Raw genomic sequence first — 25,365 nt, 5'->3', positions numbered from 1 at the left:
GGTCAGTCGATCAGTTCCACTTCCTGTTTGTCGGCGGCGTTGGACGACGGCTTGCCGGGGGCCTCGAAACCGAGAACCACCTTGCCCGCGTCGTCCAGGTCCACCGTGACGTTGCCGCCGTCGACCAGCTTGCCGAACAGCAGCTCGTCGGCCAGCGCGCGGCGTATCGTGTCCTGGATCAGGCGCTGCATGGGACGCGCGCCCATGAGCGGATCGAAGCCTTCCTTGGCCAGGTGGTCGCGCAGCTTCTCGGTGAATACCGCGGCCACGCGACGCTCGTGCAGCTGGTCCTCGAGCTGCATGAGGAACTTGTCGACGACCCGCAGGATGATCTCCCGCGACAGCGCCGAGAACGGAATGATGGCGTCGAGCCGGTTGCGGAACTCGGGCGTGAACATCCGGCGGATCTCCGCCATTTCGTCGCCCGCGACGCGCTCATTGGCAAAACCGATGGCGGGACGGTTCAGGGTTTCGGCCCCCGCGTTGGTCGTCATGATGAGAATGACGTTGCGGAAGTCGGCCTTGCGCCCGTTGTTGTCGGTCAGCGTGCCGTGGTCCATGACCTGCAGCAGGATATTGAAGATATCCGGATGCGCCTTTTCGATCTCGTCGAGCAGCAGCACGCAGTGCGGCTGCTTGGTGATGGCCTCGGTCAGCAGGCCGCCCTGGTCGAACCCCACGTATCCCGGCGGCGCGCCGATCAGGCGCGAGACGGCATGGCGTTCCATGTACTCGGACATATCGAAGCGCAGCAGCTCGATGCCCATGGTGAACGCGAGCTGGCGCGCCACTTCGGTCTTGCCCACCCCGGTGGGACCGGAGAACAGGAAGGCGCCGATGGGCTTGTCGGGCTTGCCCAACCCCGAGCGCGCCATCTTGATGGCGGCGGTCAGCGCGCCGATGGCCTCGTCCTGGCCGAACACCACGGTCTTGAGATCGCGGTCCAGCGTGGCCAGCTTGCTGCGGTCGTCGTTGGACACCGACTGCGGCGGGATGCGCGCGATCTTGGAAACGATGTGCTCGATCTCGCCCTTGCCGATGACCTTCTTCTGCCGCGAGCGCGGCAGCAGGCGCTGCGCCGCGCCGGCCTCGTCGATGACGTCGATGGCCTTGTCGGGCAGGTGGCGGTCGTTGATGTAGCGGGCCGACAGCTCGGCGGCGGCGCTCAGCGCGGCGGCCGAGTAGCGCACGTTGTGGTGCTCTTCGAACCGGCTCTTCAGGCCGCGCAGGATCTGCACGGTCTGCTCGACGCTGGGCTCGGGCACGTCGATTTTCTGGAACCGGCGCGACAGCGCGTGGTCCTTCTCGAACACCCCGCGGAATTCGGTATAGGTGGTGGCGCCGATGCACTTGAGCTGCCCCGACGACAATGCCGGCTTGAGCAGGTTGGATGCATCCAGCGTGCCGCCCGAAGCCGAACCGGCCCCGATCAGGGTGTGGATTTCATCGATGAACAGGATCGCGTCGGGATTGCCGCGGATCTGCTTGAGCACGCCTTTGAGGCGCTGCTCGAAATCGCCCCGGTACTTGGTCCCGGCCAGCAAGGCGCCCATGTCCAGCGCAAAGACCTGCGCGGTCTGCAGCACCTCGGGCACCTCGCCGCGCGTGATGCGCCAGGCCAGGCCCTCGGCGATGGCGGTCTTGCCCACGCCGGCCTCGCCGACCAGCAGCGGATTGTTCTTGCGCCGGCGACACAATACCTGGATGACCCGTTCGACCTCGTGCTCGCGGCCGATCAGGGGATCGATGCGGCCGGCCAGCGCCGCGGCGTTCAGGTCGTTGGCGTACTGGTCCAGCGGCGACTGGCGCGACTCTGCGCCCGGCTCCTCGCCGCTTGCCTGCTGCTCCTTGGGCAGCGCCGAGGATTCCTCCTGCGGCTGCTTGGTGATGCCATGTGACAGGAAATTGACGACATCCAGCCGCGTGACGCCCTGCTGTTGCAGGTAGTACACGGCGTGCGAGTCCTTCTCGCCGAATATGGCGACCAGCACGTTGGCGCCGGTAACCGGCTTCTTGCCGGTGCCGCCGGCCGACACGTGCATGATGGCGCGCTGTATGACACGCTGGAAACCCAGCGTGGGCTGGGTGTCGACTTCGGCCCCGCTGGGAATGACCGGGGTGTTCTCGGTCACGAACTGACGCAGATTACGGCGCAAGTCATCCAGATTGGCGGCGCAGGCACGCAGCACTTCGACTGCCGAAGCGTTGTCCAGCAACGACAGCAACAGGTGCTCTACGGTAATGAATTCATGCCGGGCCGAGCGGGCCTCGACAAAAGCCATATGCAGGCTGACTTCAAGCTCTTGGGAAATCACGCTTCCTCCGTAACGCATCGAAGCGGTCAAATACACGATTCATATTCTATGCCGATCATGGCGTAACGCCAGAGATTTCAAATTCCAGACCAGCATACCTGCCCTGGCCGTCCATCACTGTCAACGCGTACCGCCCATTGCGCGACAACGTCAGTGTCTGCGCCTGTCCAGCCGCGCCACTACGGTACACCTTACCGTCCAGCATCCACCATACCTCACCACTGGCGCCCTGCGCGCCGACTTCCAGCGTGACTGCCCGCCTTCCGGGCACCGGACGCAGAATGGTGCCATCGGCCACGCCCTCGATGCGCAAAGGCCCTGTCGCCGTATCGGCATAGCCGACGAACGACGGCGGCACCGTATCGTCCAGCGCCCAGGCCATGCGGCGCTCCGGACAAATGCCCGCTGGCGCGCTGCCCAGCCGCCAGCCCAGCGGCCAGCACGTCACCACGGCCTGCACCTGCGGCGGACGGATGCGTGGCACGGGCGCGCCCGCCGGCAACGCGGCCACGATGTCCTGCAGCAGCGGCGCCGCCACGTTGGCCCCGAAAAATCCCGGGTTGGGCGTGCCGTCGGGCCGGCCCACCCACGCACCGATGGTATAGCGGTCGGTCACGCCCACCGCCCAGGCATCGCGAAAGCCGAAACTGGTCCCGGTTTTCCAGGCCAGCTGGCGGCCCGCGGCGCCGCCCTGAAACAGGGGACGATCCGGATGGCCGCCCGACTCGAGGATATCGCGCACGATCCAGGCCGCCCCGGGGCTCATCAGGCGAGCCTCGATGCGCGGCTGGCTGGCGCGCAGCCGGGGCCGGCCCGACAGGCCGCCGCGAGCCAGCGCGCGGTAAGCGCCGACCAGTTCTTCCAATGTGGTGCCGCCCCCGCCCAAAATCAAGCTGAGGTTCGGCACCGCGCCGGCCGGCATGCGCAAATGCACGCCCCCCGCCAGCATAACCGATGCGAATCTGGCCGGACCGACCCGGTCCAGCAGGTCCACCGCCGGCACGTTCAGCGACCGCTGCAGCGCCTGGGCCACGCTGACCGGCCCGGCGAACGCCGCCTGGAAATTGCCCGGCGCGTAGCCGCCGAACGACAGCGGCGCGTCCAGCAGCAGGCTTTCCGAATGGATCAGTCCCTCGTCCAGCGCCAGCGCATACAGGAACGGCTTGAGCGTCGAGCCCGGCGAGCGCACGCCGCGCACCATGTCCACGTGCGCGTAGCGGCTGTCGTCGGTGAAATCCGCGGAGCCGGCGTACGCCTTGACCTCCAGGCTGTCGTTGTCCATGACCAGCACGGCCATGGATACTTTGGGCGGCAAGGCGTCGACGCGGTCCAGCAGCATGGCTTCCACCGTGGACTGGATATCGGGATCCAGGGTGGATCGGACCACGCCGGCGGCCGGCCCCGCTTCGCCCAGCAGCCGCTGGGCGGCCAGCGGCGCCAGCCAGCGCGCGCGCAACGGCGGGGCAACCACGTTCTCGATACGCGCGTCGGCCACCAGCGCCGCGTCCCACACGCCGCGCTGCGCCATGCGCTGCAACACCTTGTCCCGGGCCAGCTGCGCGGCCTGCGGATGGCGGTCGGGGCGCAGGCGCGATGGCGCCTGCGGCAAGGCGGTCAGCAGCGCCGCCTCGGCGTGGCTCAGGTCGGCGGCCGATTTGCCCAGCCACATGCGCGCTCCCATTTCCACGCCCTCGACGATGCCGCCCATCGGCGCGTGGCTGAGGTACAGCCCCAGGATCTCGTCCTTGCTGTAGTGCATTTCCAGCTGGATGGCGCGCCAGGCCTGGCGCAACTTGGCCGACAGGGTCTTGGACGGCTGGCCGGCCAGCTCGGGATCGAGCAGGCGCGCCACCTGCATGGTCAGCGTCGAGCCGCCGGAGACGATGCGGCCGTGCGCAGCCCATTGCCAGCCCGCCCGCGCCAGGGCGAAGGGATTGACGCCGGGGTGCCAATAGAACCAGCGGTCCTCGTACGTGAGCAGGGTTTCGAGATAGTGCGGCGATACCTGGCCGGGCCCGACCGGGTAGCGCCAGACCCCATCGCGGCTGGGATAGGTGCGCAGCGGCGTGCCGTCGGCCGCCACGACGACCTGGGCGCCGTCGGAGCCGAAGCGCGGCAGCGGGAACAGGCGGTCCAGCGCCAGCAAGGCCATGACGACGCCGCCGGCCAGCACCGCCGCGGCCAGCGCCGGCCGGCGCCAGCCGGCCAGGCGCCGGAAGGTCATGGACGACGCGGCGCGCGGTCGCGGATCTCTATGCTGCTCCATGAGTCGCCCACTGCGCGCAATTCAGGCCGGTACATGTCCTCGGCCTCGGTCGCGGGCACGCTGTAGCGCCCCGGCGTCACCACGCGCGCCAGGTAGAAGATATCCACCTTGCCCCGGCCCAGCATCGTCGCCGCGACGTAGCGGTCGTCGCGGAATTCGCGGTGCTTGATATTGGGGTCGGCCATGGACTCGGCCACGCGGCGTCCGCCGATCGTCCAGTCCTGCATGTCCGGACTTTGCGACAGGTTCAGGTTCTCGATCTCGAAGCCGGCCGGCACGCGGTCCACCACCAGGGCATCCGGAATCAGCCGGCTGGCTTCTGCCTGCACCCACACCACCAGCATGTCGCCGGTCTGCAAGGTGCCGCCGTTCCAGGCGGTGCCATCCGGACGGTACCAGACGCGCTTGAGGCGGATCACGTCCGAGCGCGGCGCCGGGGCAGCCATGGTGGTGCCCTGGACGTCGAACTCGGCGAACATCGACTGGCTGCCGGTATTGCGCAACTGCAGGCCGGCCAGGTCGCCCGCGCTCAACGCGAGGGTATGGTCGTCGCGCCCCTGCAGCGTCTTGAGCTCGCCCGTGCCGATCTGCAGCGCGGCCTGCCAGGGCGTACGGCTCTCGGCGCCGGTGGCGCCCGCCGCCAGCAGCAAAGCCATCTGCTCCTGGGTGGACAGGTACGAACGCACCCCCAGGTACCCGCCGACCTGGTCGAGCAGCGCCTCGGTACGGTCGTGCTTGAGCCCGTACTGATTGACCAGGGCATACGACAGCGCGTAGTCGCGCACGGCGCTGCCGTAGTCGCCCAGCCATTCGTCCAGGTAGTTTGAGCCGGCGCGGCGATTGATGCCGTACGAGCGCGTCATCGCCTCGTCCAGCGCCGTCTTCATGCGGCCCTCGTCGCCCATCAGCTTGAAGGCGGCCGCCAGCTGCATCAACGGCAGGGGCGAGCGCGCGCGCTCCTGATAGTTGTCGTAGAGCTGGCGCACGGTCGACAACGGCGCCTTGCCGTCACGCGCCAGCACCAGCGCCGCAGCGGCCAGGCCGGCGAAGCGGCGGTGGTCCTCCCTCAGGATGGCGGCGTCGTTCTCGTCGAAGCGCCCGCTCGCCAGGGTGCGGCGCAGGTTCGGCGACCAGGTGCCGAAGCCGCCCGAAGCCTGCTGCAGCTGCTCGAGCAGCCACTGGCGCGGCCGTTCGAGCAGGGCCGGGGCAAGGTTGAATTCATGGTCGCGCACGTCCTGCATGAAGCCCACGGTGTAAGCCGTCAGCCAGACGTCGCGCGAGCTGCTGTCGCCCCACAGCGAATACGAGCCGTTGGCCGCGCGCATGCCGGCCAGCCGTCCCAGGGCCGACGCGACGCGGCTCTCGCGGTCGGCGCGCGAATACACCTTCAGGCCGAACCGCTCGGCCGCCGCCTCGTCGATCAGCACCCATGGGATCGCCGCGCTGATGGTCTGCTCGGTGCAGCCGTAGGGATAGGTCAGCAGGCCATCGACCAAACGGCTTACGTTGATCGGCGGACGGTTGGACAGCGTCATGCTGACCGACACCGAGTCCGGGAAATAGGCCGACGTCCAATCGCCCGGCGCCGGCAGCGCCTCGCCCGGGTTCAGCCGGACGCGGCGCACGCGGCGCTCCGGCGCATGGGCGGGCTGCACCTGCAGCACCGACTCGCGCACGATGCGCACCGGTTCGGCGGCGCCTTCGCCGTCGACCGACAGGCGCATCAGGCCCAGGCCGTACGAGCCGGTCGTGGTGGCCACGAAACGCAGCGTGCTGCGCTGCTTGTCCTTGAGGGTCAGGGTGCGCGTGCCGTCGGCGATGGCCAGCGGGTCCAGCGCCTGCAGGCGCACCGTGATCTTCTGGGTGGCGCCGCTGAGGTTGGTGACGTCCAGCGCAATGGCCGCCTGGTCGCCCGGCGTGATGAAGCGCGGCGTGTTCAATTCGGCCACGATGGGCGCGGCCACCGTCATTTCCTTGTCGGCGCTGCCGAACTGGTCGGCGGTGAACGCGACCGCCATCAGGCGCAGCGTGCCGTTGAAGTCCGGCAGATCGAGCGCGATGTCGGCCTCGCCCTTGTCGTCCAGCTTCACCGGCCCGGAGAACAGGTCGACCAGCTTGACCTTCTTGGGCAGGCTGCGGCTGTCGCCGCGCATGGCCGCGTCGCCGCCCCATTTGAGGCGGCCCTGCGTGCCATCCATCTTCTCGATCAGCTTGCCGTACATATCCAGCAGTTCCGGCGCGTAGCGATGCTTGCCGAAGAAGAAATCGAGCGGATCGGGCGTGGCGTACTGGTTGATGTTGAGTATGCCCACATCGACGGCCGACAAGGTCACCCTCGCCGCCTTGCCCGCCGCGCCCTCGACCTTCACGCGCACGGTGGCGCGCGTCTCGGGACGGGTCTTGGCCGGCGCCGACAACGACACCTGCAAGCGGCGCTCGTCACTGGCGATCGGCAGGAACGCCAGGCCCAGCGCGCGCGCCGGCGTCACCCGGTCGCCCTGGCTGCCGGGGCGAAAGACAGTGGCCGAGACATACAGATCGTGGCGCTTCCACGCCTTGTCGACGGGAATCTCGACCTGGGTGCCCGAGGCCTGGACCGGCACCCACTTGGACCACAGCATGCGGTCGCCCTCGACCGTGACCAGGGCCTGGCCGTCGTGCGGCGGCGTGATCGTCATGGCAACCGTGTCGCCCGGGCGCGCCGGCACGCCTTCCAGCTTGAGCTGCACCCGGTCGGGCCGATTGCCCACGGCATCGGCGTCCTGCGCGTTCCAGCCAGCATAGAAGCGGTACCGCAGGGTTTCGCCGGTCTGCGGATCGGCAATCTCCAGGCGATAGCGCCCCCAGCCCACGTTCAGAGTCAGCGGCGTGCGCTCGCCCACGTCGACGACGCGCGAATCGGTCAGTTCCTCGTTCTCGGTGTAGCCGCTGTGCCAGCCGCGCTGGTCGTCGAAGCGCCAGTAATACTGCCGCTCTTCATGGTACAGGCGAACCTGGGCCTGCTGGACGGGCACCACCTTGCCGCTGGCGTCCACCCGGGTGATTTCGAACGCCGCCGGCGCGCCTTCGCGCGCCACGTCGCGGTCGAACAGCGGCCGCACCGCGATCAACTGCGGCGCGGGCCACACGGTGCGCTCCAGCGAACGCACCACCGGACGCCCGCCCGACTCCAGCAGGCTGGCCGATACGCGCACGCTCATCGGCGAATGCGTGCCGTCGGTGTGCGGGTCGATCTCCAGCTGCCCGGCGCCGGCGTCGTCCAGCTCGCTTTCGGGCAGCTCCTCGTAGTGGCGGCGCGTATCGTCGGCCACGTCGCCGAAGATGAAGCCCGGCCACTGTTGCGGCAGCGCGTAGCGGTTGCGCTTGACCTGGAAGCTGGACAGCAGGCGGTTGCCGGCGGCCGGCGCGCCGTACAGATAATCGCCCTGCACGTCCACGCGCCACGGCTGGCCCGGCTGCAGCACGGTCTGCGCGGAGTCCAGCTGCAACTTCATGCGCTCGGGCAGGAATTCCTCGACCTGGAACTTCCAGGCGGCATCCGGCAGCCGCGCGGCCGGGTCGATGCGCAACTCCAGCATCCATGCGCCGGTCTGGGCATCGACCGGCAACTCGATGGCCTGCTCGATATAGCCGGGCTGGTCCTTGGCCGGATGCCACAGCGCCGTGCGCACCACGCGGCCATCGGGACGCTTGAGGGTGGCCGACACGGGCGCGGCGGTCAGCGGCCGGCCGTCGGGGTCGCGCGGCAGCACCGATACATGGAAGGTTTCGCCCGGCCGGTACAGATTGCGGCCGGCGTAGACAAAGAGATTGTTGCTGCGTCCCGGATGGCCACCTACGTCGAATTCGGACAGGTCCAGCGCAGGCTCGCCCAGCGCCAACACCGTCATTTCCTTGCCGCGCGAAGCGCGCAGCACCTTCGACTTGGCGAAGTCGCCGTCGATGCGCACATGGCCCTGGGCATCCGAGTTGGCCTTGGCCAGCACCTTGCCGGCGCCGTCGAGCACCTCGACCAGCGCGCCCGGAATGGCCACGCCGTCCTTCAGCGATACGGTATAGGCCTCGATGCGCTCGGCGTAGCGGCGCGTGTGCAGGCCGATATCGCTGACATAGAAATAGGTCACCTGGTATTCATAGCGGAACCGGCCCGGCTGGCTCATGACCGCGACATAAATACCCGGCTCCTGCAGCTCCTTGACGCCTTCGATCGGCAGGAAGGTCACATGGCGGCGGTTGGGCTTGTCGTCGGTCAGGAAACGTCCCTGGTAGACGCTGGTGGTCAGGCCGTGCAGGCGGTCCAGATCCCAGTTGCTGACCGATCCCTTCAGGCTGCGGTTATCGGCGTAGCGCCAATCGTCGGCGTCATCGCGGTCGTCCGCGCCGGCGTCGTTGCCGATACCCAGCACCGAACCGAAGAACTCGGGCACGCGGTCGGGCTCGACCCGCAGGAACTGCACATCGACCTCGGCCAGGTTGACCGTGGCCACCGGCAGGCCGCCATTCTGGCCGGCCGGCAGCACGACGCCGCGGCTGGCGAAATAGAACGAGGGCGGCATGGCCTGGGTGTTGACGACGCAGTGGCCAACGGCGCCCAGGGTGCTCTTGCCGTCGCCTGCCGGCACATCGCCCTGCCATTGCACGGCATAGGAGCGCTGCGGCCGCACATACGGGAAATACACGACGCGCGGATTGTCGCCGACCACCCAGGCGCCATCGACCTGCTTGCCCTTGGCGCCCGCCGCGCCGGCCCGGGCCGGCGCCGGCCGTTCAATGGCGGCATTCTCGTCGTCGGATTGCGCCAGCGGACCGGTGTCGACCACCTTGATCAGGCCCGACAGGTCGATCCTGCGGTCGACCGGCTGGGTAAAGGTGAGCGCCAGCGACAGGGTGTCGTTGTACTGGCGCGGCTGGCAGTTCAGCGCGGCAAAGGGGTCGGCGCTGCCGACCACCGCCTGGCCCGTGGCCGGTTGCGCGGCCTGCGGCGCGGGCTGCGCCGCCTGGCCCGCCGCCGGCGCCGTAACGGCGGCAGGCGTGGCGGCCGGTTGCCCGCCGCCCTTGCCCATCCACCAGCCTGTCCCCACGGCCGCCGCCACGACGACCGCCCCGCCCAGGGCCAGCCAGGCCCCTTTCTTCATTCCGCTCACAGACCACCCCTACTTTTTATTGAGGCCGATTTCTTATTGCGCCCGCGCAAGGCTAGGCAAAACGACGCGGCGACCGCGCCCGATGCGGATCAGGCCGGTTCCATAATGCACTGCAGCGGATGCTGGCGCGCCCGCGCATACTGCGAGACCTGCGCGATGCGCGTGGCCGCCAGATCGCGTGGATATACGCCACAGACGGCGCGGCCTTCGTGGTGCACCTGCAGCATGATGCGCGTGGCGTCTTCGCTGTTCTTGCCGAAGAATTTCTGCAGCACCTTGACCACGAACTCCATTGGCGTGTAATCGTCATTAAGCAGCACGACCTGGTACATCGGCGGCGGCGCCGTGCGCGCCGGCTGCTTCTCGACGACCACGTCGTGCTGCGTATCCAAGGTAGAACTCATAGGGCGGCTATTCTATTTAAACGTACTGAAAGCAATGTGTTACTTACGTAGATTTACAACCAGAAATGCGTAGTTTCCATACTTGACGTCAGAAAGAAAACCAGCGCATTATCCACGCATTCGGGGGGCTCTCGGCTGTTACGAGCCTCATCCGGACACCCGGGAGGGGTAAAAAGCAGACGCTGCCGCACCCTTCTGACAACATACGATTCAATGAGGCAGTCCGCATGTCTGATACGACCGCAACCGCTGTCCAAGGGGACAATCCTAAAGCCACGGGTACCGTTAAATGGTTCAACGATGCGAAGGGGTTCGGATTCATCACGCCCGATGACGGCGGTGAAGATCTGTTCGCGCATTTCTCGTCCATCCAGATGAACGGTTTCAAAACCCTAAAAGAAGGCCAGAAGGTCTCGTTCGAGATCATTCAGGGTCCCAAGGGCAAACAGGCACTCAATATTACGTCTGCCTGAGCACCATTGCTTATCGCGTCGCCACTGCGCCGATACCATTTGGCGCCGGGCGTCGTTATTATTTGAGGCGGGGCTGCATGCCCCGCCTTTTATTTTGCATTGTCCGCCAACTCCAGCCCCCATGTCGATTGCCGCCGTCCTGCCTGTCCTGCGCCGCATTGCCCGCAGCCGCTTCTGCGCCGCCGTGCTGGCGCTCTCCGTCCTTTCCTTCGGCGCCGCGGCGCAGCATAACAGCAGCGGCAAGCCGCAGCCCCGCCTGCCCACCACGCCGCTGTCGGCCGGCATCCATATCATCCACGCGGAGGTGGCGGACAACGACGACACCCGCCGCCAGGGCCTGATGTACCGCACCGAACTGCCCGGCAACGACGGCATGCTGTTCGTCTTCGAGGCTCCCGACCAGCAGTGCTTCTGGATGCGCAACACCCCGCTGCCGCTGTCGATCGCCTTCATCGCCGACGACGGCACCATCGTCAACATCGAAGACATGGCGCCGCGCACCGACGATACGCATTGCTCGCGCAAGTCGGTGCGCTATGCGCTGGAAATGGCCCAGGGCTGGTTCGCGCGGCACGGCATCAAGGCCGGCGCCCGGATCAACGGCCTGCCCTGAACCCGGCGCCGTCGGGCCGCGCCCGCCCCCGCGGCAGGCGCCGGAACGCAAAAAAGGAGCCTTACGGCTCCTTTTTGCCATGCCCGGGACTCGCCAGGCTCAGACGCGCTCGATGATCAGCGCGATGCCCTGCCCCACGCCGATGCACATCGTGCACAGCGCGTAGCGGCCGCCGCCGCGCTGCAGCTGGTTGATGGCGGTCGTCACCAGGCGCGCGCCGGAGGCGCCCAGCGGATGGCCCAGCGCGATGGCGCCGCCGTTGATGTTGACCCGGGCGTCGTCATCGGCGATGCCGAGGTCGCGCATCACGGCCAGGCCCTGCGCCGCGAAGGCTTCGTTCAGCTCGATGACGTCCATCTGCGCCAGCGACAGGCCGGTCTGCGCCAGCACCTTGCGCGTGGCGGGCGCCGGGCCCATGCCCATGATGCGCGGCGCCACGCCGGCAGTGGCCATGCCGACCACGCGAGCGCGCGGCGTCAGCCCATGGCTGGCGGCCGCCTTCTCGTCGGCCAGCAACAGCGCGGCCGCGCCATCGTTGACGCCCGAAGCGTTGCCGGCGGTCACCGAACCGCCCTCGCGCACCACGCCCTTGAGCTTGGCCAGCGCTTCCAGGCTGGTATCGCGCGGGTGCTCGTCCTTGGACACCACCACGGGATCGCCCTTCTTCTGAGCGATGGACACCGGCGTGATCTCGGCGTCGAAAAAGCCCGACTGCTGCGCGCGCAGCGCCTTCTGCTGGCTGGCCAGCGCGAATTTGTCCTGGTCGGCGCGGCTGATCTTGAAATCATCGGCCACGTTCTCGGCCGTCTCCGGCATGGAATCCACGCCGTACTGGGCCTTCATCAGTTTGTTGACGAAGCGCCAGCCGATGGTGGTGTCGTAGATGGCGGCGTTGCGCGAAAAGGCGCTGTCGGCCTTGCCCATCACGAACGGGGCGCGGCTCATGCTCTCCACCCCGCCCGCCAGCATCAGGCTGGCCTGGCCGGCGGCGATCGCGCGCGCGGCCGAGCCGACGGCGTCCAGCCCCGAACCGCACAGGCGGTTGATGGTCGCGCCCGGCACCTCGATCGGCAGTCCGGCCAGCAAGGCCGCCATGCGGGCGACGTTGCGGTTGTCCTCGCCCGCCTGGTTGGCGCAGCCGTACAGCACATCGTCCAGTTCTTCCCAACGTACGCCGGGGTTGCGCGCCATCAGGGCCTTGATCGGCACGGCGGCCAGATCGTCGGCCCGCACGGAAGACAGCGCACCGCCGTAGCGGCCGAAAGGGGTGCGAATCGCATCACAGATAAAGGCTTGCACAGTCATGGGAAGCTCGAAAGGGTGAAGGAAACTGCGGATCGGCTGATGTTACCGCAGTGCGTCATAAGCAGGCCGCACCCCGGCGCAGATGTCCAACAGACGGACGCCAAACGTGGTCCGTCTATTCCGTGGACGCCTTGCGCCCTGCTTCCACCACGGCCGTGCGACGAAACCGGCCAGCCGCCAAGTGATAGAACGGCCGCGGGCAGAACTGGCGCGACACGACCGAGGCCCCCAGCGCGCCGACCAGCAGCCAGAACAGCATGGGCTGGCTGCCCGTCATTTCCATGACGACCACGCTGGCGGTCAGCGGCGCCTGGGTCGCGGCGGCCAGGAAGGCCGCCATGGAAACCAGCACCAGCACGCGCGTATCCACGCCCGGGCCGGCCCAATGACTGATCTGCTCGCCGATGCCGGCGCCGGTGGTCAGCGCCGGCGTGAAAATGCCGCCCGGAATGCCGGCCCAGTACGAGGCCACGGTGGCGGCCAGCTTGGCCAGCCCGAAGCCGTCCGGCACGCCGTCGTGGCCGGACAGCAGGGCCGCCGCCTGGCCGTAGCCGGTGCCGTAGACCGCGCCGCCGGTCAACAGGCCCAGGCAGGCCAGCGCCAGCCCCAGCCCGAACGCCGTCGCCACCGGATGGCGGCGCACGCGTTCGCGCCAGCGTTGCGGCGCCGCGCCGGCCGCGCCCTTGCCCAGCAGCCGGGCGAACACGCCGCCCAGGATGCCGTTGACCACGCAGCACACTAGCGTCCACCACAGCATGTTGTGCGCCAGCGCCTGGCCCGCGAAGGTACCGAGGTACGGGTTGTTGCCGGCGATGGCCACCACCAGGAAACCGGCGGCCAGTACGCCGATCAGCACCAGGCGCTGCCAGCGCAGCACCGTGCCGCGGCCCAGCTCCTCGATGGCGAAGATCACGCCGGCCAGCGGCGCATTGAAGGCTGCCGCCAGCCCGCCGGCCGCGCCCGCGGCTATCAGCTCCTGGCTGTGAAAGCCGCGCAGCGGCACGCCGAGGCGGCGCCAGAGCTGGCCCCACGCCAGCATCAGCGCGGCGCCCACCTGCACCGAGGGGCCCTCGCGGCCGACCGATGCGCCAGCCAGCATGGCCAGGAAGGTAAGCGGAATCTTCCACAGGGCCTGGACCAGCGAGACCAGGCGCTGCTGCGCCCCGCCAGGCGGCAAGGACAGGCCGGCGATCACCTGCGGAATGCCGCTGCCCGATGCATAGGGCGCCAGGCGCAGCGTCAGCCAGCACAGGACGGCCAGCGCGCACGGCGTCACGATCAGGGCCAGCCAGCCGTGGGCGGCGGTCCATTGCCGGTTCCAGTGCAGCGCCAGGTCGGCCAATTGCGTAAAGCCCAACGACACCAGCGCAACCAGCGCCGCGCCGCCCAGCAGCAGGGACACGCTCAGCGTCCGATGCGAGACGCGCCGCATCTGGCGCAGCTTGCGGCGCGCCAGCCGGCGCAGATGAACGAGATAGCGGTGCGGACGAACGGCCAGTTCCGGATTCGGCATGGGCGCGCAGGGCAAGGAAGGAGGGTCGCAGGCCGTACCTTACCATCGCGCACGCGGCGTGGCTGCAATGCAAACGGCCCGGCAGGGCCGGGCCGTCTCGATCGCACGTGCGGCGATTAGGCGAAATTCTTCGCGGCGAATTCCCAGTTCACCAGCGCCCAGAAATTTTCCAGGTACTTGGGACGGGCATTGCGGTAATCGATGTAGTACGCGTGCTCCCACACGTCACAGGTCAGCAGCGCCTTGTCGGCGGTCGTCAGCGGCGTGGCGGCGTTGCTGGTGTTGACGATGTCCAGCGTACCGTCGGCCTTCTTGACCAGCCAGGTCCAGCCCGAGCCGAAGTTGCCGGCGGCCGACTTGTTGAAGGCTTCCTTGAAGGCGTCCACGCTGCCCCACTTGGCCTTGATGGCATCGGCCAGCGCGCCGGTGGGCTCGCCGCCGCCGTTGGGCGACAGGCTGTTCCAGTAGAACGTGTGGTTCCAGACTTGGGCGGCATTGTTGAAAACGCCACCCGAGGACTTCTTGACGATCTCTTCCAGCGACAGGTTCTCGAACTCCGTGCCGGGGATCAGGTTGTTCAGGTTGGTGACGTACGTCTGGTGGTGCTTGCCGTAGTGAAACTCGAGCGTTTCCTTGGAAATGCGCGGAGCCAGCGCATCCAGAGCGTAAGGCAGGGGGGGAAGAGTGTGTGCCATGAGTCGATTCCTTCTTTGTTGAATGCACGATCAAGCCTTCTCATTGTATCGGCTCTTGTGCGGGCTATCGCCTTAACCCCGCCGCAACGCAGGGTTACCGTCGGTGCCATCGGGTGTCCCGATGTCCGTGACGTCGGCGCCGATCCGGCCGCGCGCCACGGCGATCTCGATCCGGTCGCGCGCGGCCAGGCGCGTGGCGTCGGTAACGATGGCCCCGGCGGCGTCGCGCACGATGGCATAGCCACGCGCCAGCGTATGCTGCGGATCGAGCGCGCGCAGTTGCGCGGCCAGCGTGTCCAGCCTGGCCTGGCGGGCGGCCGCCAGGCGCGCCTGCGCACGCCCCAGTTGCGCCAGCAGCGCGGCGCTGCGTTCGGCCGCGCGCCCGGTATCGGGCCGCCGATGCGCCAGCCGCTGGGCCAGCATGTCCAGCCGCGCCACCCGGCGCCCCTGCGGCCCGCGCCATGCGGAGGCCAGGCGATGGCGCAGCGTGTTCAGGCGTTCTTGCTGGTGCGCCAGTCGTTGCGCCGGCGAAGTCAGCATGGCGGCGGCCCGGTCCAGGCGCTGGGCGGCCTGGTCGAGCCGGCGCTGCTGGGCCCGCGCCAGCCGCTCGGCGGTGTGGCGCAGCGCGGCCAGCAAATCGCCGCGCGGCACGCAGGCCAGCTCGGCGGCGGCGGTGGGCGTGGGCGCGCGCAGGTCGGCCACGAAGTCGACGATGGTGAAGTCGGTCTCGTGCCCCACCCCGCTGATCACCGGGATGTCGCTGGCGGCCACCTCGCGCGCCAGCGCCTCGTCGTTGAAACTCCACAGGTCCTCGATGCTGCCGCCGCCACGCACCAGCAGCAGCGTATCGACCTCGGCGCGCTGGTTGGCCTGCGCGACGCGCGCCGCCAGCCGGGCGGCCGCGTCGGCGCCCTGCACCGGCGCCGGGTAGATGATCACGGGCACCTGCGGCGCGCGGCGCGCCAGCGCCGACAGCACATCGCGCAAGGCGGCCGCGTGCAGCGAGGTCACCACCCCGATGGCGCGCGGCAGCCGCGCCGGCTGGCGCTTGCGCTGCGGATCGAACAGCCCTTCGTCCTGCAGTTGCGCCTTCAGGCGCAGGAAAGCCTCGTACAGGTTGCCCACGCCGGCGCGGCGCATGCCGTCGGCCTGCAACTGGTAGTCGCCGCGGGGTTCGTACAGGGAGACGCGCGCGCGCACCTCGACCTGGTCGCCCGGGCGCGGCACGAACCCCACCTGGGCGGCGCGGCTGCGGAACATGACGGTGCGCACCGCGGCACGGCTGTCCTTGAGCGTGAAATACCAGTGGCCCGAGGCCGCCTGGGTGAAATTGGAAATCTCGCCGCGCACCCACAGCGACGGGATGCTGCGCTCCAGCAATTGGCCCACAGCCTGGTTCAACTGGGCAACTGTCAGGATATCCCGCGCGAATACGTCGTTTGTGACCGACAATCCAATTGTCATAAGGGTTTCCGAGCCGATATATGTCCACAGGCCTTATGCGGCGGGCCCGCATCATAACCGAACCGCCGCGCCGCCCCCCGGCTGCCCGCAACGCCAGCAAATTCCGTGCAAGTCTTTGTTTTTACACTGAAAATAGTGTCACGCATGCTGCATACATTGCGAGCAGCCTAGCGCAAACGCAATGCGGGACTGCGTTCGAGGCAAGTTTTGCACAGAATTATCCACAATTTCTGTGGATAGTTTTGCCGCCCGGGCGGCCTTGCCACCGCCCCCTTGTGGCCGTTACAGTGCGGCCTTGCACCGTCGCCGCGCTATCGCGGCGGCCGGCCCCCGCCCTGGAGTCTCCGTTTTGCTCAACCTGCTACGCGAAGCCGGCTGGCCGATCTGGCCCCTGCTCGCCACTTCCATTCTTGGCCTGGCGCTGATCGTCGAACGCCTGCTGGCGCTGCGCCGCAACCGGATCCTGCCGCGCGGGCTGAACGAACAGGTCCTGGAGATGCTGCGCAACCAGCAGGACACCCCCGAAGCCCTGGCAAGGCTGGAGCGCAACTCGCCCTTGGGCCGGGTGCTGGCCGAAGTGCTGCGCCAGCGCCACCTGCCGCGCGAGGAACTGCGGACCGCCGTCGAGGACGCCGGCCGTGGCGCGGCCTACGAGCTGGGCCGCTACGTTTCGGCCATCGGCACCATTGCCGTGGTGGCGCCGCTGATGGGCCTGTTCGGCACCGTGGTCGGCATGATCGAGATTTTCGGCTCGTACGCACCGGGTGCCAGCGACCCCGCGCAACTGGCGCGCGGCATCTCGATCGCCCTGTACAACACCGGCTTCGGCATCCTGATCGCCATTCCCGCCATGATCGTGCACCGCTACCTGCGCGCGCGCATCGACGGCTACCTGCATGCCATGGAACAGTCAGCCGGGCGGCTGGCCCGCTACGTGGCGCCGGCCCGCTCGCGCGAGGCGCGGCCATGAACTTCCGCGGCGGCCGCGCCAGCCAGGATGAGCTCGAGATCAACCTGATCCCCCTCATCGATGTCCTGCTGGTGATCCTGATCTTCCTGGCCGCCACCACGTCGTTCGCGCGCTTCACGCAGCTGAAGGTCGTGCTGCCGGAGGCCGCGGCCGAACAGGAAGCCCCGCCGGCGCTGGAAATCGCCATCAGCCAGGACGGCCACTACGCCCTCAACGGCAACCTGCTCGACGCCGCCAACCCCACCGACATCGCCCATGCGCTGAGCCTGGCCACCGCCGGCAAGGCCGACCCCATCGTGGTCATCAACGCCGACGCCCAGGCCACGCACCAGGCGGTGGTCAATGTCATGGAAGCGGCCCGCCTGGCCGGCATCGGCCGGGTCAACTTCGCCGCCCAGACCGCCCGGTGAACGCGCCGCGCTGCCTGCGCCGCCTGCTCGAGCGCCAATGGCGCCAGGGCGGCTGGCTGTCCACCCTGCTGCGGCCGCTGGCCGCGCTGACCGGCCTGGTCGTGGCCCGCAAGCGCAACGCCTATCTGACCGGCGCGCGTGCCGCCTGGCGAGCGCCCGTGCCGGTCGTGGTGGTCGGCAACATCTACGTGGGCGGCACCGGCAAGACCCCGGTCGTGATCGAAGTGGTCCGGCAACTGCAGGCGCGCGGCTGGACGCCGGGCGTGGTCAGCCGCGGCTACGGCGTGGACGTGGGCGCCGCCCCGCGCGTCGGCCAGGGGCAACTCGCTGCCGCCGACTACGGCGACGAGCCCGCCTTGATCGCGCGCGCCACCGGGGCGGCCATCGCCGTGCATCCGCATCGCCCCCGGGCCGTGCAGGCGCTGCTGCGCGCGCACCCCGGCGTCGACGTGGTGGTCAGCGACGACGGCCTGCAGCACCTGGCCCTGGCGCGCGACGTGGAAATCGTGGTGCAGGACGAACGGGGCGTGGGCAACGGGCGCCTGTTGCCGGCCGGCCCGCTGCGCGAGCCGGCGCAGCGGCTGGCCGATGTCGATGCCATCGTCACCAATGCGGGCCGCCCGCGCGCCGCGGCGGCGCCGGCGGCCGGGGCGCCGCGCCAGCTGGCCATGTGGCTGGAGCCCACCCACGCACAGCGCGTGACCGACGGCGCCACGCGGACGCTGGCCGACCTGGCCGCATTGCCGCCGGCGCGCCTGGCCGCCGCGGCCGGCATCGGCAATCCGGCGCGTTTTTTCCAGACGCTCGAGCAAGCCGGCATCCGTCCCGCGCACACGCTGGCGCTGCCCGACCACTACGCCTATGCGCAGTCGCCCTTTACCGCGCTGGATGCCGACCTCATCCTGGTTACCGCCAAGGACGCGATCAAATGCGCCGCGCTGGACGACCCGCGCCTGTGGGCGGTGCAGGTCGGCACGCGCCTGTCCGACCCGGATTTCGGCGACTGGCTGTCGGCCACCCTGCGCGCCCGCCAACCCTGACCCGGCCGCGCCGGCGCCGCCCCGCGCAGCCGGCGTTCTGCTTTAGAATCGCGACATGGAATCCCGTTTGCTCGACATCCTCGTCTGCCCGGTGTGCAAGGGCCGCCTCGAATTTCAGCGCGCGCAGGCCGAACTGGTCTGCAACGCCGACCGCCTCGCCTTTCCGGTGCGCGACGGCGTGCCCATCATGCTGGAGGCCGAGGCGCGCTCGCTCGACGCCGAGGCGCCCGCCCAACCCTCCTGAGTCCGGCCAGTGAGCTTTACCGTCCTGATCCCGGCGCGCCTGGCGTCCACCCGCCTGCCCGACAAGCCGCTGGCCGACATCGCCGGCAAGCCCATGGTGGTGCGCGTGGCCGAACGCGCCGCGCTGTCGGGCGCCGAGCGCGTCATGATCGCCACCGACGATGCGCGCGTCCAGCAAGCGGCCGCCGACCATGGCCATGCCGCCATCCTGACCCGTCCCGACCACCCCACCGGCACCGACCGCCTGTCCGAGGCCGTCGACGCGCTGGGGCTGCCCGATGACGCCATCGTCGTCAACGTACAGGGCGACGAGCCGCTGATCGAACCGGCCCTGATCGACGCGGTCGCCGCCCAGCTGGTGGCCGCCCCGCATGCCGATATCGCCACTTGTGCCTGTCCGCTGGCCGACGCCGAGGCGCTGTTCAACCCCAATGTCGTGAAAGTGGTGTGCGCGGCCGACCGGCGCGCCCTGTACTTCTCGCGCGCCCCCATCCCGTGGGCGCGCGACGCCCTGGCCGGCGGCGCACGGGTTCTTGCCCCCGGCCTGCCCGCCTGGCATCACATCGGCATCTATGCCTATCGCGTGGCCTTCCTGCGCCGTTTCCCGGCCCTGTCGCAGGGACAGCTGGAACGCTACGAATCGCTGGAACAGCTGCGCGCGATGGAGCACGGCCACGTTATCGTGGTGCACCATACCGACAGCGCGCCCGCCGCCGGCGTGGACACGCCAGCCGACCTGGAGCGTGCCCGGGCCGCATACACGAATCGGTTATAAGGGTTATTTCCCATGGCGCGGCCCCACATCCGGTGCTGCATTGCGGCATAATCGCCCCGATCACAAAAAACAAACCCATCAGGAGCCCCCATGCGTCTCATTCTGCTCGGACCGCCCGGAGCCGGCAAAGGCACCCAAGCCGCCTTTCTCACCCAACACTACGGCATCCCGCAGATATCCACCGGTGACATGCTGCGCGCCGCCGTCAAGGCCGGCACGCCGCTGGGCCTGGAAGCCAAGAAGGTCATGGACGCGGGCGGCCTGGTCTCGGACGACCTGATCATCGGCCTGGTGCGCGATCGCCTGACCCAGCCCGATTGCGCCAACGGCTACCTGTTCGACGGTTTCCCGCGCACCATCCCGCAGGCCGACGCGCTCAAGAGCGCCGGCATCGCGCTGGATTACGTGGTCGAGATCGAAGTGCCGGAAAGCGACATCATCGAACGCATGAGCGGACGCCGCGTGCACCCGGCCAGCGGCCGCAGCTACCACGTACGCTTCAATCCGCCCAAGGCCGAAGGCGTGGACGACGTCACGGGCGAACCGCTGGTGCAGCGCGACGACGACCGCGAGGAAACCGTGCGCCATCGTCTCAACGTCTACCAGAACCAGACCCGCCCGCTGGTCGACTACTACTCGTCCTGGGCCCAGTCCGATGCCGCCGCGGCGCCCAAGTACCGCAAGATCTCCGGCGTCGGCTCGGTCGACGAAATCAAGAGCCGCCTGTCCCAGGCTCTGCAGAGCTAAACCGCGCCGCGAGGCCGCCGCGCCGCCCGCGCAGGGGTGCGCGGCCGCGCGCGCCCTGCCCGCCTTCATTGCTAGCCAAGTAGGATCTGACATGGAAATCGCGAACAAGGTATTCATCGTTACCGGCGGCGCATCCGGCCTGGGCGCCGGCACCGTGCGCATGCTGGTGGCCAACGGCGCCAAGGTCGTCATCGCCGACGTGCAGGACGAACCCGGCCAGGCGCTGGCCAAGGAGCTGAACCAGCGCTACGTGCACTGCGACGTGACGCAGGAAGCCGATGGCAAGCAGGCGGTGGCCGCCGCGGTCGAGCTGGGCCCCCTGTTCGGACTGGTCAACTGCGCCGGCGTCGCGCCGGCCGCCAAGATCGTCGGCAAGAACGGCGCCCACCCGCTGGACCTGTTCCAGAAAGTGGTCTCCATCAATCTGATCGGCAGCTTCAACATGATGCGCCTGGCCGCCGAGGCCATGAGCGCCAACACGCCCGAGTCCACCGGCGAGCGCGGCGTGCTGATCAACACCGCCTCGGTCGCGGCCTTCGACGGCCAGATCGGGCAGGCGGCCTACGCGGCCTCCAAGGCCGGCGTGGCCGGCATGACGCTGCCGATCGCGCGCGACCTGTCCAAGACCGGGATCCGCTGCATGACCATCGCCCCGGGCATCTTCGGCACGCCCATGATCTTCGGCATGCCGCAGGAAGTCCAGGACTCGCTGGCCGCCAGCATCCCCTTCCCCGCGCGCCTGGGCCGCCCGGAAGACTACGCCAAGCTGGTGCACAGCATCATCACCAACGATATGCTCAACGGCGAAACGATCCGCCTCGACGGCGCGATCCGGATGCCGCCCAAGTAATCCCTCCCCCCGACGTGCCGGCTCGATGCCGGCACGTTGCTTTGGTACCCTGGCTTTTATGGCATTGCTACGCTCGGCGGCTACCGTCAGCAGTTTCACCCTGCTGTCGCGCATCACCGGCCTGGTGCGCGACATCCTGGTGGCGCGCGCGTTCGGCGCAGGCCCCCTGACCGATGCGTTCTGGGTCGCCTTCCGTATTCCCAACCTGCTGCGCCGCCTGTTTGCCGAAGGCGCGTTCGCGCAGGCCTTCGTGCCCATCCTGGGCGCGGCCCGCACCGAACGCAGCGACGCGGAGGTACGCACGCTGCTCGACCGGGTGGCCGTGCTGCTGACCGCCGCGCTGATGCTGGTCACCCTGGCCGGCGTCGTGGCGGCGCCCTGGGTGGTGACCGCCATGGCCAGCGGTCTGCGCAGCGCCGAACGCGGCGCCGAGTTCGGCGCCGCGGTATGGATGACGCGGGTGATGTTCCCGTACATCCTGTGCATGTCCCTCATTGCCTTCGCATCCGGCGTGCTCAACACGTGGCGCCGCTTTGCCGTGCCGGCGTTCACGCCCGTGCTGCTCAACCTTGCCATGATCGCGGCCTGCCTGTGGCTGGCGCCGCGCATGGACGTGCCGATCTACGCCCTGGCCCTGGGCGTGATGGCCGGCGGCGTCGCGCAACTGGCCGTGCAATGGCTGGCGCTGGCCCGCCTGGGCCTGACGCCGCGCTGGTCGCTCGATTTGCGGCAGGCCTGGCGCGACCCGACGGTGCAGCGGATACTGAAACAGATGGCGCCCGCCACGCTCGGGGTATCGGTGGCGCAGATTTCCCTGCTGATCAACACCAATATCGCCACCTGGCTGCAGCCGGGCAGCGTGACCTGGCTGTCGTTTGCCGACCGGCTGATGGAGTTTCCCACCGCCCTGCTGGGCGTGGCGCTGGGCACGGTGCTGCTGCCCAGCCTGTCGGCGGCGCACGCGCGCGCCGACCAGGACGGCTACAGCGGCCTGCTGGACTGGGGACTGCGCCTGGTACTGATGCTGGGCCTGCCGGCCGCCCTGGGCCTGGCGCTGCTGTCGGACGGGCTGGTGGCGACCCTGTTCCACTACGGCGCGTTCCAGGCGCAGGACGTGCAGCAGACGCGGCTGGCCGTCATCGCCTATTCGGCCGGCCTGATCGGCCTGCTGGCGATCAAGATCCTGGCGCCCGGCTTCTACGCCAAGCAGGACATCCGCACCCCGGTCAAGATCGCCATCATGGTGCTGGTGCTGACCCAGCTGCTCAACGCCATCCTGGTTCCGTGGCTGGCGCATGCCGGACTGGCGCTGGCCATCGGCCTGGGCGCCTGCATCAACGCCCTCGCGCTGCTGACCGGGCTGCGCCGGCGCGGCGTCTACCGGCCCGGCGCCGGCTGGGGGCGTTTCATGCTGCGGCTGGTCCCGGCGCTGGCGGCCCTGGCGGCCGTATTGCTGGCCGCCGACCGCCATATCGACTGGATCGCGCTGCAGCCGTGGCCGGGGCTGCGCGCCCTGTGGCTGGGCGGCGTGCTGCTGGCCTGCATGCTGGCCTACTTCGGGCTGCTGCTGGCCGCCGGCATGCGGCCACGCGATTTCACCCGCCGCGGCGCCCGTTGACGCATGTAACATTTCCATTGATACACACGTTGAAATAGTGAAAATCACAACAAAGACCGGCCCTTACGGCCGGTCTTTGCATTTATTGGATCGACATTTGTAACCATATAAGGTAAATTTTCGTAAAAAAGCATACTGTTTAATCTGGCATTGATACTGTCCAACTTGCCATCGCCGGACGAGCCGTAAGGCTCAATGCGGATCGAACCTTGAACACTGCCGCCAATACGCCGCCGCTTTCCGACCAGGTCGTCGACTGGTTGCTGCTGCTGCGCTCGGGCCAGGCCACGCGTACCGACTACGCCCGGTTCCTGGCGTGGCGCAACGCCAACCCGATGAACGAGAACGCCTGGCAGCAACTCACGGGTACCCTGGCCGGCGCCAATACCGGCCGGCTGGGCGACGCCTATCCGACCGGCTACGACGGCGCCGACCAGGCACCGCCCGCCGAGCTGCCCGCCGAGACGCTGGCCATGCCGGCGCGGCGCCATTTCCTCAGCAGCGTCGGCGCCCTGGCGCTGGGCGGCGCCGGCCTGGCCGCCGCGGCCTACGTCGGCAACAGCTTCTATCCGCTCAACGCGCTGGCCGCCGACGCGGCCACCAACACCGGCGAGCGGCGCCGCTACATGCTGTCGGACGGCAGCGAACTGCTGCTGGACGCCCGCAGCCGGGTCAACCTGGAATTCACGGCCACCTACCGGCGCCTGCATCTGCTCGAAGGCGCCGTCTCGGTCACGGTGCGCGCCGATCCGTACCGCCCGTTCTCGGTCCAGACCGCCGAAGGCGTGGTGCGCTCGCTGGGCACCCGCTACATGGTGCGGCAGCAGGTCCGCCGCACGCTGGTGGTCGTGCACGAGAACGACGTGGAGATCGAAACCGTGGCCAACGCGCGTGGCATCGTGCGCGCCGGCACCGGCGCCCGCTTCGACGCCACGCGCGTGGACACGCCGCGCGCCGGGCTGGCGGCCCACGCGGCCTGGGAAAACGGCTGGATCGAGGCGCATGGCCGCCCCCTGGCCGACGTCGTGGCGGCCATGCGCCCCTACCGGCGCGGCACGCTGCGAGTCAGCATGGCGGCGGGCGGCCTGCCGGTCTCGGGAACCTTCCCTCTGGACGACAGTGATGCTACGCTTGTGGCCTTGCAAGCCAGCGTGCCCATCCGGGTCACCCGCCTGACGCCCTGGTTCGTGTCGATCGGCGTCGCAACCGCCTGACACCCTGCCCCCGCCGCCCTTTTTGTTGGCGCGGGGCTTGCAATCCCCGTCGGACTTGATACAATGTCTGACTTTGCCGAATTCATACTAGCTAAGCAACATGGCCAATACCGCCCAAGCCCGCAAGCGCGCTCGCCAATCGGTCCAGCGCAACAAGCACAACTCCAGCCTGCGCTCGATGCTGCGCACCGCCATCAAGCGCGTTCGCCAATCCATCGCCACTGGCGATAAGGCTGCTGCTGGCGAAACGCTGCGTAAAGCCACGAGCGTGATTGACAGCGTGGCTGACAAGAACATCATCCACAAGAACAAGGCTGCTCGCCACAAGAGCCGCCTGGCTGCCGCCGTCAAGGCGCTGGCCTAAAGCCAGTATTGCCCTTCGGGGCAGCGAATACGGCAAGCAGAAAGGATGCCCGCGGGCATCCTTTTTGTTTTGGCGCACGCCTGTTTTGGCGCACGCCGGGCGCGGCCGCCGCCCGCCTCAGGCCGGAAATGCCGCGCGCAGGGCGAACGTGGCCTGCTTGAAGACGCCCAGGTCCGAACCGACCGCCACGAAGTGCGCCCCCATGTCCAGGTAGCGCCTCGCATCGGCCTGCACCGGCGCGAGTATCCCTACCGCCTTGCCTTGCGCGGCCACCCTGCCGTGCAGATGGCGGATGGCTTCCTGCACCTCAGGATGCCCGGGGTTGCCAAGATGGCCCAGGGCAGCGGCCAGATCGGACGGGCCGATGAAGACGCCGTCGACCCCGTCGACCGCGGCGATCTCGTCGACCGCCTCGACGCCCGGGCGGCTTTCGATTTGCAGCAGCACGCAGATGTTGTCGTTGATGGTCCGCAGGTAGTCGGTCACCGTCCCGTAGCGGTTGCTGCGCTGCGCCACCGACACGCCGCGCATGCCCTGCGGCGGATAGCGCGTGGCCGCCACCGCCCGGCGCGCATCGTCGGCCGACTCGATGAACGGAATCAGCAGGTTGTAGAAGCCGATATCGAGCATGCGCTTGATCTCGACCGGATCGTTCCAGGAAGGCCGCCCCACGGCGGCGCTGGCGCTGCCCTGCAGCGCCTGCAACTGCTGCAGCAACAGCGGCACATCGTTGGGCGAGTGCTCGGCATCGAGCAGCAGCCAGTCGAAATCGGCCATTCCGGCCACTTCGGCGGTAATGTGGCTGGCCAGGCTCAGCCAGTAGCCGATCAGTTGCTCGCGCGCCAGGATGCGCTGGCGAAACCGGTTGGGCAGCGGTGAATTCATCGTCGTCATTCCCCGAGGTGGATGAGGGCCGGCGCCTGGCGCCGGCCGTGGTTGCCG

At 68.7% G+C, this 25,365-nt stretch carries 21 protein-coding genes; 12 read left to right on the top strand and 9 right to left on the bottom strand.

Features of this window, described 5'->3' with window-relative positions:
* Nucleotides 1–2 precede the first annotated feature (2 nt).
* From clpA to clpS, 4 genes are all read right to left on the bottom strand, one after another.
* Nucleotides 3–2,315 carry an ATP-dependent Clp protease ATP-binding subunit ClpA gene (gene clpA / locus EL288_RS08410; RefSeq protein WP_033447476.1) on the bottom strand — a complete coding sequence of 771 codons (2,313 nt, stop codon included), beginning with the start codon at nt 2,313–2,315 and terminating at the stop codon, nt 3–5.
* Nucleotides 2,316–2,370: 55 nt separating this feature from the next.
* A complete protein-coding gene (gene pbpC / locus EL288_RS08405; protein WP_033452107.1) occupies nt 2,371–4,539 on the bottom strand; it encodes a penicillin-binding protein 1C in 2,169 nt (722 codons plus the stop codon).
* The gene (locus tag EL288_RS08400; protein ID WP_003812871.1) at nt 4,536–9,716 is read right to left on the bottom strand and encodes an alpha-2-macroglobulin family protein; all 5,181 of its coding nucleotides are present in this window, start codon (nt 9,714–9,716) and stop codon (nt 4,536–4,538) included. Before EL288_RS08400 ends, pbpC begins: the two co-directional genes overlap by 4 nt.
* A gap of 98 nt (nt 9,717–9,814) precedes the next feature.
* On the bottom strand, nt 9,815–10,129 hold the full coding sequence (gene clpS, locus EL288_RS08395) for an ATP-dependent Clp protease adapter ClpS (RefSeq protein WP_003812873.1): 315 nt from the start codon (nt 10,127–10,129) through the stop codon (nt 9,815–9,817).
* Nucleotides 10,130–10,356: 227 nt separating this feature from the next.
* On the opposite strand from clpS, the gene EL288_RS08390 reads away from it, so the two are divergent.
* Both EL288_RS08390 and EL288_RS08385 read left to right on the top strand, forming a co-directional pair.
* A complete protein-coding gene (locus EL288_RS08390) occupies nt 10,357–10,602 on the top strand; it encodes a cold-shock protein (RefSeq protein WP_003812875.1) in 246 nt (81 codons plus the stop codon).
* A gap of 94 nt (nt 10,603–10,696) precedes the next feature.
* Nucleotides 10,697–11,215 carry a DUF192 domain-containing protein gene (locus EL288_RS08385; RefSeq protein WP_003812878.1) on the top strand — a complete coding sequence of 173 codons (519 nt, stop codon included), beginning with the start codon at nt 10,697–10,699 and terminating at the stop codon, nt 11,213–11,215.
* Nucleotides 11,216–11,314: 99 nt separating this feature from the next.
* On the opposite strand, the gene pcaF is transcribed toward EL288_RS08385, so the two are convergent.
* From pcaF to xseA, 4 genes are all read right to left on the bottom strand, one after another.
* Entirely contained in the window at nt 11,315–12,520 is a 1,206-nt protein-coding gene (pcaF, locus tag EL288_RS08380; protein WP_003820397.1) for a 3-oxoadipyl-CoA thiolase, read from the bottom strand.
* Nucleotides 12,521–12,635: 115 nt separating this feature from the next.
* Entirely contained in the window at nt 12,636–14,033 is a 1,398-nt protein-coding gene (locus tag EL288_RS08375) for a chloride channel protein (protein WP_003812884.1), read from the bottom strand.
* A 116-nt stretch (nt 14,034–14,149) separates the two neighbouring features.
* Nucleotides 14,150–14,728, bottom strand: a complete 579-nt coding sequence (gene sodB / locus EL288_RS08370) for a superoxide dismutase [Fe] (RefSeq protein WP_003812886.1) — start codon at nt 14,726–14,728, stop codon at nt 14,150–14,152.
* Between the two features lie 72 nt (nt 14,729–14,800).
* Entirely contained in the window at nt 14,801–16,192 is a 1,392-nt protein-coding gene (gene xseA / locus EL288_RS08365) for an exodeoxyribonuclease VII large subunit (RefSeq protein WP_003812887.1), read from the bottom strand.
* 349 nt (nt 16,193–16,541) lie between these two features.
* On the opposite strand from xseA, the gene EL288_RS08360 reads away from it, so the two are divergent.
* The 10 genes from EL288_RS08360 to rpsT all read left to right on the top strand — a co-directional run bounded on the left by EL288_RS08360 (nt 16,542) and on the right by rpsT (nt 24,423).
* Complete coding sequence (locus tag EL288_RS08360; protein ID WP_033458520.1) at nt 16,542–17,162, top strand: MotA/TolQ/ExbB proton channel family protein; 621 nt, start codon at nt 16,542–16,544, stop codon at nt 17,160–17,162.
* Nucleotides 17,159–17,572 carry an ExbD/TolR family protein gene (locus EL288_RS08355; protein ID WP_003812890.1) on the top strand — a complete coding sequence of 138 codons (414 nt, stop codon included), beginning with the start codon at nt 17,159–17,161 and terminating at the stop codon, nt 17,570–17,572. Before EL288_RS08360 ends, EL288_RS08355 begins: the two co-directional genes overlap by 4 nt.
* Nucleotides 17,569–18,612, top strand: coding sequence for a tetraacyldisaccharide 4'-kinase (lpxK, locus tag EL288_RS08350; protein WP_003812892.1), 1,044 nt, complete (start codon nt 17,569–17,571; stop codon nt 18,610–18,612). The genes EL288_RS08355 and lpxK overlap by 4 nt, the downstream gene beginning before the upstream one ends.
* Nucleotides 18,613–18,667: 55 nt before the next feature.
* A complete protein-coding gene (locus EL288_RS08345; protein ID WP_003812895.1) occupies nt 18,668–18,856 on the top strand; it encodes a Trm112 family protein in 189 nt (62 codons plus the stop codon).
* A gap of 9 nt (nt 18,857–18,865) precedes the next feature.
* Nucleotides 18,866–19,630 carry a 3-deoxy-manno-octulosonate cytidylyltransferase gene (gene kdsB, locus EL288_RS08340; RefSeq protein ID WP_004567493.1) on the top strand — a complete coding sequence of 255 codons (765 nt, stop codon included), beginning with the start codon at nt 18,866–18,868 and terminating at the stop codon, nt 19,628–19,630.
* Nucleotides 19,631–19,720: 90 nt separating this feature from the next.
* On the top strand, nt 19,721–20,377 hold the full coding sequence (adk, locus tag EL288_RS08335) for an adenylate kinase (protein ID WP_003812899.1): 657 nt from the start codon (nt 19,721–19,723) through the stop codon (nt 20,375–20,377).
* Nucleotides 20,378–20,468: 91 nt separating this feature from the next.
* Nucleotides 20,469–21,227, top strand: coding sequence for a 3-hydroxyacyl-CoA dehydrogenase (locus EL288_RS08330; protein ID WP_003812901.1), 759 nt, complete (start codon nt 20,469–20,471; stop codon nt 21,225–21,227).
* A 25-nt stretch (nt 21,228–21,252) separates the two neighbouring features.
* Entirely contained in the window at nt 21,253–22,845 is a 1,593-nt protein-coding gene (gene murJ / locus EL288_RS08325; protein WP_010926354.1) for a murein biosynthesis integral membrane protein MurJ, read from the top strand.
* A gap of 209 nt (nt 22,846–23,054) precedes the next feature.
* Complete coding sequence (locus EL288_RS08320) at nt 23,055–24,059, top strand: FecR domain-containing protein (protein WP_003812906.1); 1,005 nt, start codon at nt 23,055–23,057, stop codon at nt 24,057–24,059.
* A 100-nt stretch (nt 24,060–24,159) separates the two neighbouring features.
* Nucleotides 24,160–24,423 (top strand): 30S ribosomal protein S20, encoded by a 264-nt coding sequence (rpsT, locus tag EL288_RS08315; protein WP_003812908.1) that lies wholly within the window; start codon nt 24,160–24,162, stop codon nt 24,421–24,423.
* Nucleotides 24,424–24,540: 117 nt separating this feature from the next.
* On the opposite strand, the gene garL is transcribed toward rpsT, so the two are convergent.
* Nucleotides 24,541–25,317 carry a 2-dehydro-3-deoxyglucarate aldolase gene (garL, locus tag EL288_RS08310; protein ID WP_003812911.1) on the bottom strand — a complete coding sequence of 259 codons (777 nt, stop codon included), beginning with the start codon at nt 25,315–25,317 and terminating at the stop codon, nt 24,541–24,543.
* Nucleotides 25,318–25,365: the final 48 nt, after the last annotated feature.

Origin of the sequence: Bordetella bronchiseptica (assembly GCF_900636925.1) — a bacterium.
GTDB lineage: Bacteria > Pseudomonadota > Gammaproteobacteria > Burkholderiales > Burkholderiaceae_B > Bordetella > Bordetella pertussis.
This window is presented reverse-complemented; position numbering and strand designations above follow the sequence as displayed.

Coding starts and splice junctions, on each gene's coding strand:
- sodB (WP_003812886.1), bottom strand. CDS start 14,728: ATGGCACACACTCTTCCCCCCCTGCCTTACGCTCTGGATGCGCTGGCT.
- EL288_RS08355 (WP_003812890.1), top strand. CDS start 17,159: ATGAACTTCCGCGGCGGCCGCGCCAGCCAGGATGAGCTCGAGATCAAC.
- garL (WP_003812911.1), bottom strand. CDS start 25,317: ATGACGACGATGAATTCACCGCTGCCCAACCGGTTTCGCCAGCGCATC.
- EL288_RS08390 (WP_003812875.1), top strand. CDS start 10,357: ATGTCTGATACGACCGCAACCGCTGTCCAAGGGGACAATCCTAAAGCC.
- clpS (WP_003812873.1), bottom strand. CDS start 10,129: ATGAGTTCTACCTTGGATACGCAGCACGACGTGGTCGTCGAGAAGCAG.
- pbpC (WP_033452107.1), bottom strand. CDS start 4,539: ATGACCTTCCGGCGCCTGGCCGGCTGGCGCCGGCCGGCGCTGGCCGCG.
- EL288_RS08400 (WP_003812871.1), bottom strand. CDS start 9,716: ATGAAGAAAGGGGCCTGGCTGGCCCTGGGCGGGGCGGTCGTCGTGGCG.
- xseA (WP_003812887.1), bottom strand. CDS start 16,192: ATGACAATTGGATTGTCGGTCACAAACGACGTATTCGCGCGGGATATC.
- adk (WP_003812899.1), top strand. CDS start 19,721: ATGCGTCTCATTCTGCTCGGACCGCCCGGAGCCGGCAAAGGCACCCAA.
- EL288_RS08330 (WP_003812901.1), top strand. CDS start 20,469: ATGGAAATCGCGAACAAGGTATTCATCGTTACCGGCGGCGCATCCGGC.
- murJ (WP_010926354.1), top strand. CDS start 21,253: ATGCCGGCACGTTGCTTTGGTACCCTGGCTTTTATGGCATTGCTACGC.
- EL288_RS08345 (WP_003812895.1), top strand. CDS start 18,668: ATGGAATCCCGTTTGCTCGACATCCTCGTCTGCCCGGTGTGCAAGGGC.
- pcaF (WP_003820397.1), bottom strand. CDS start 12,520: ATGACTGTGCAAGCCTTTATCTGTGATGCGATTCGCACCCCTTTCGGC.
- rpsT (WP_003812908.1), top strand. CDS start 24,160: ATGGCCAATACCGCCCAAGCCCGCAAGCGCGCTCGCCAATCGGTCCAG.
- EL288_RS08375 (WP_003812884.1), bottom strand. CDS start 14,033: ATGCCGAATCCGGAACTGGCCGTTCGTCCGCACCGCTATCTCGTTCAT.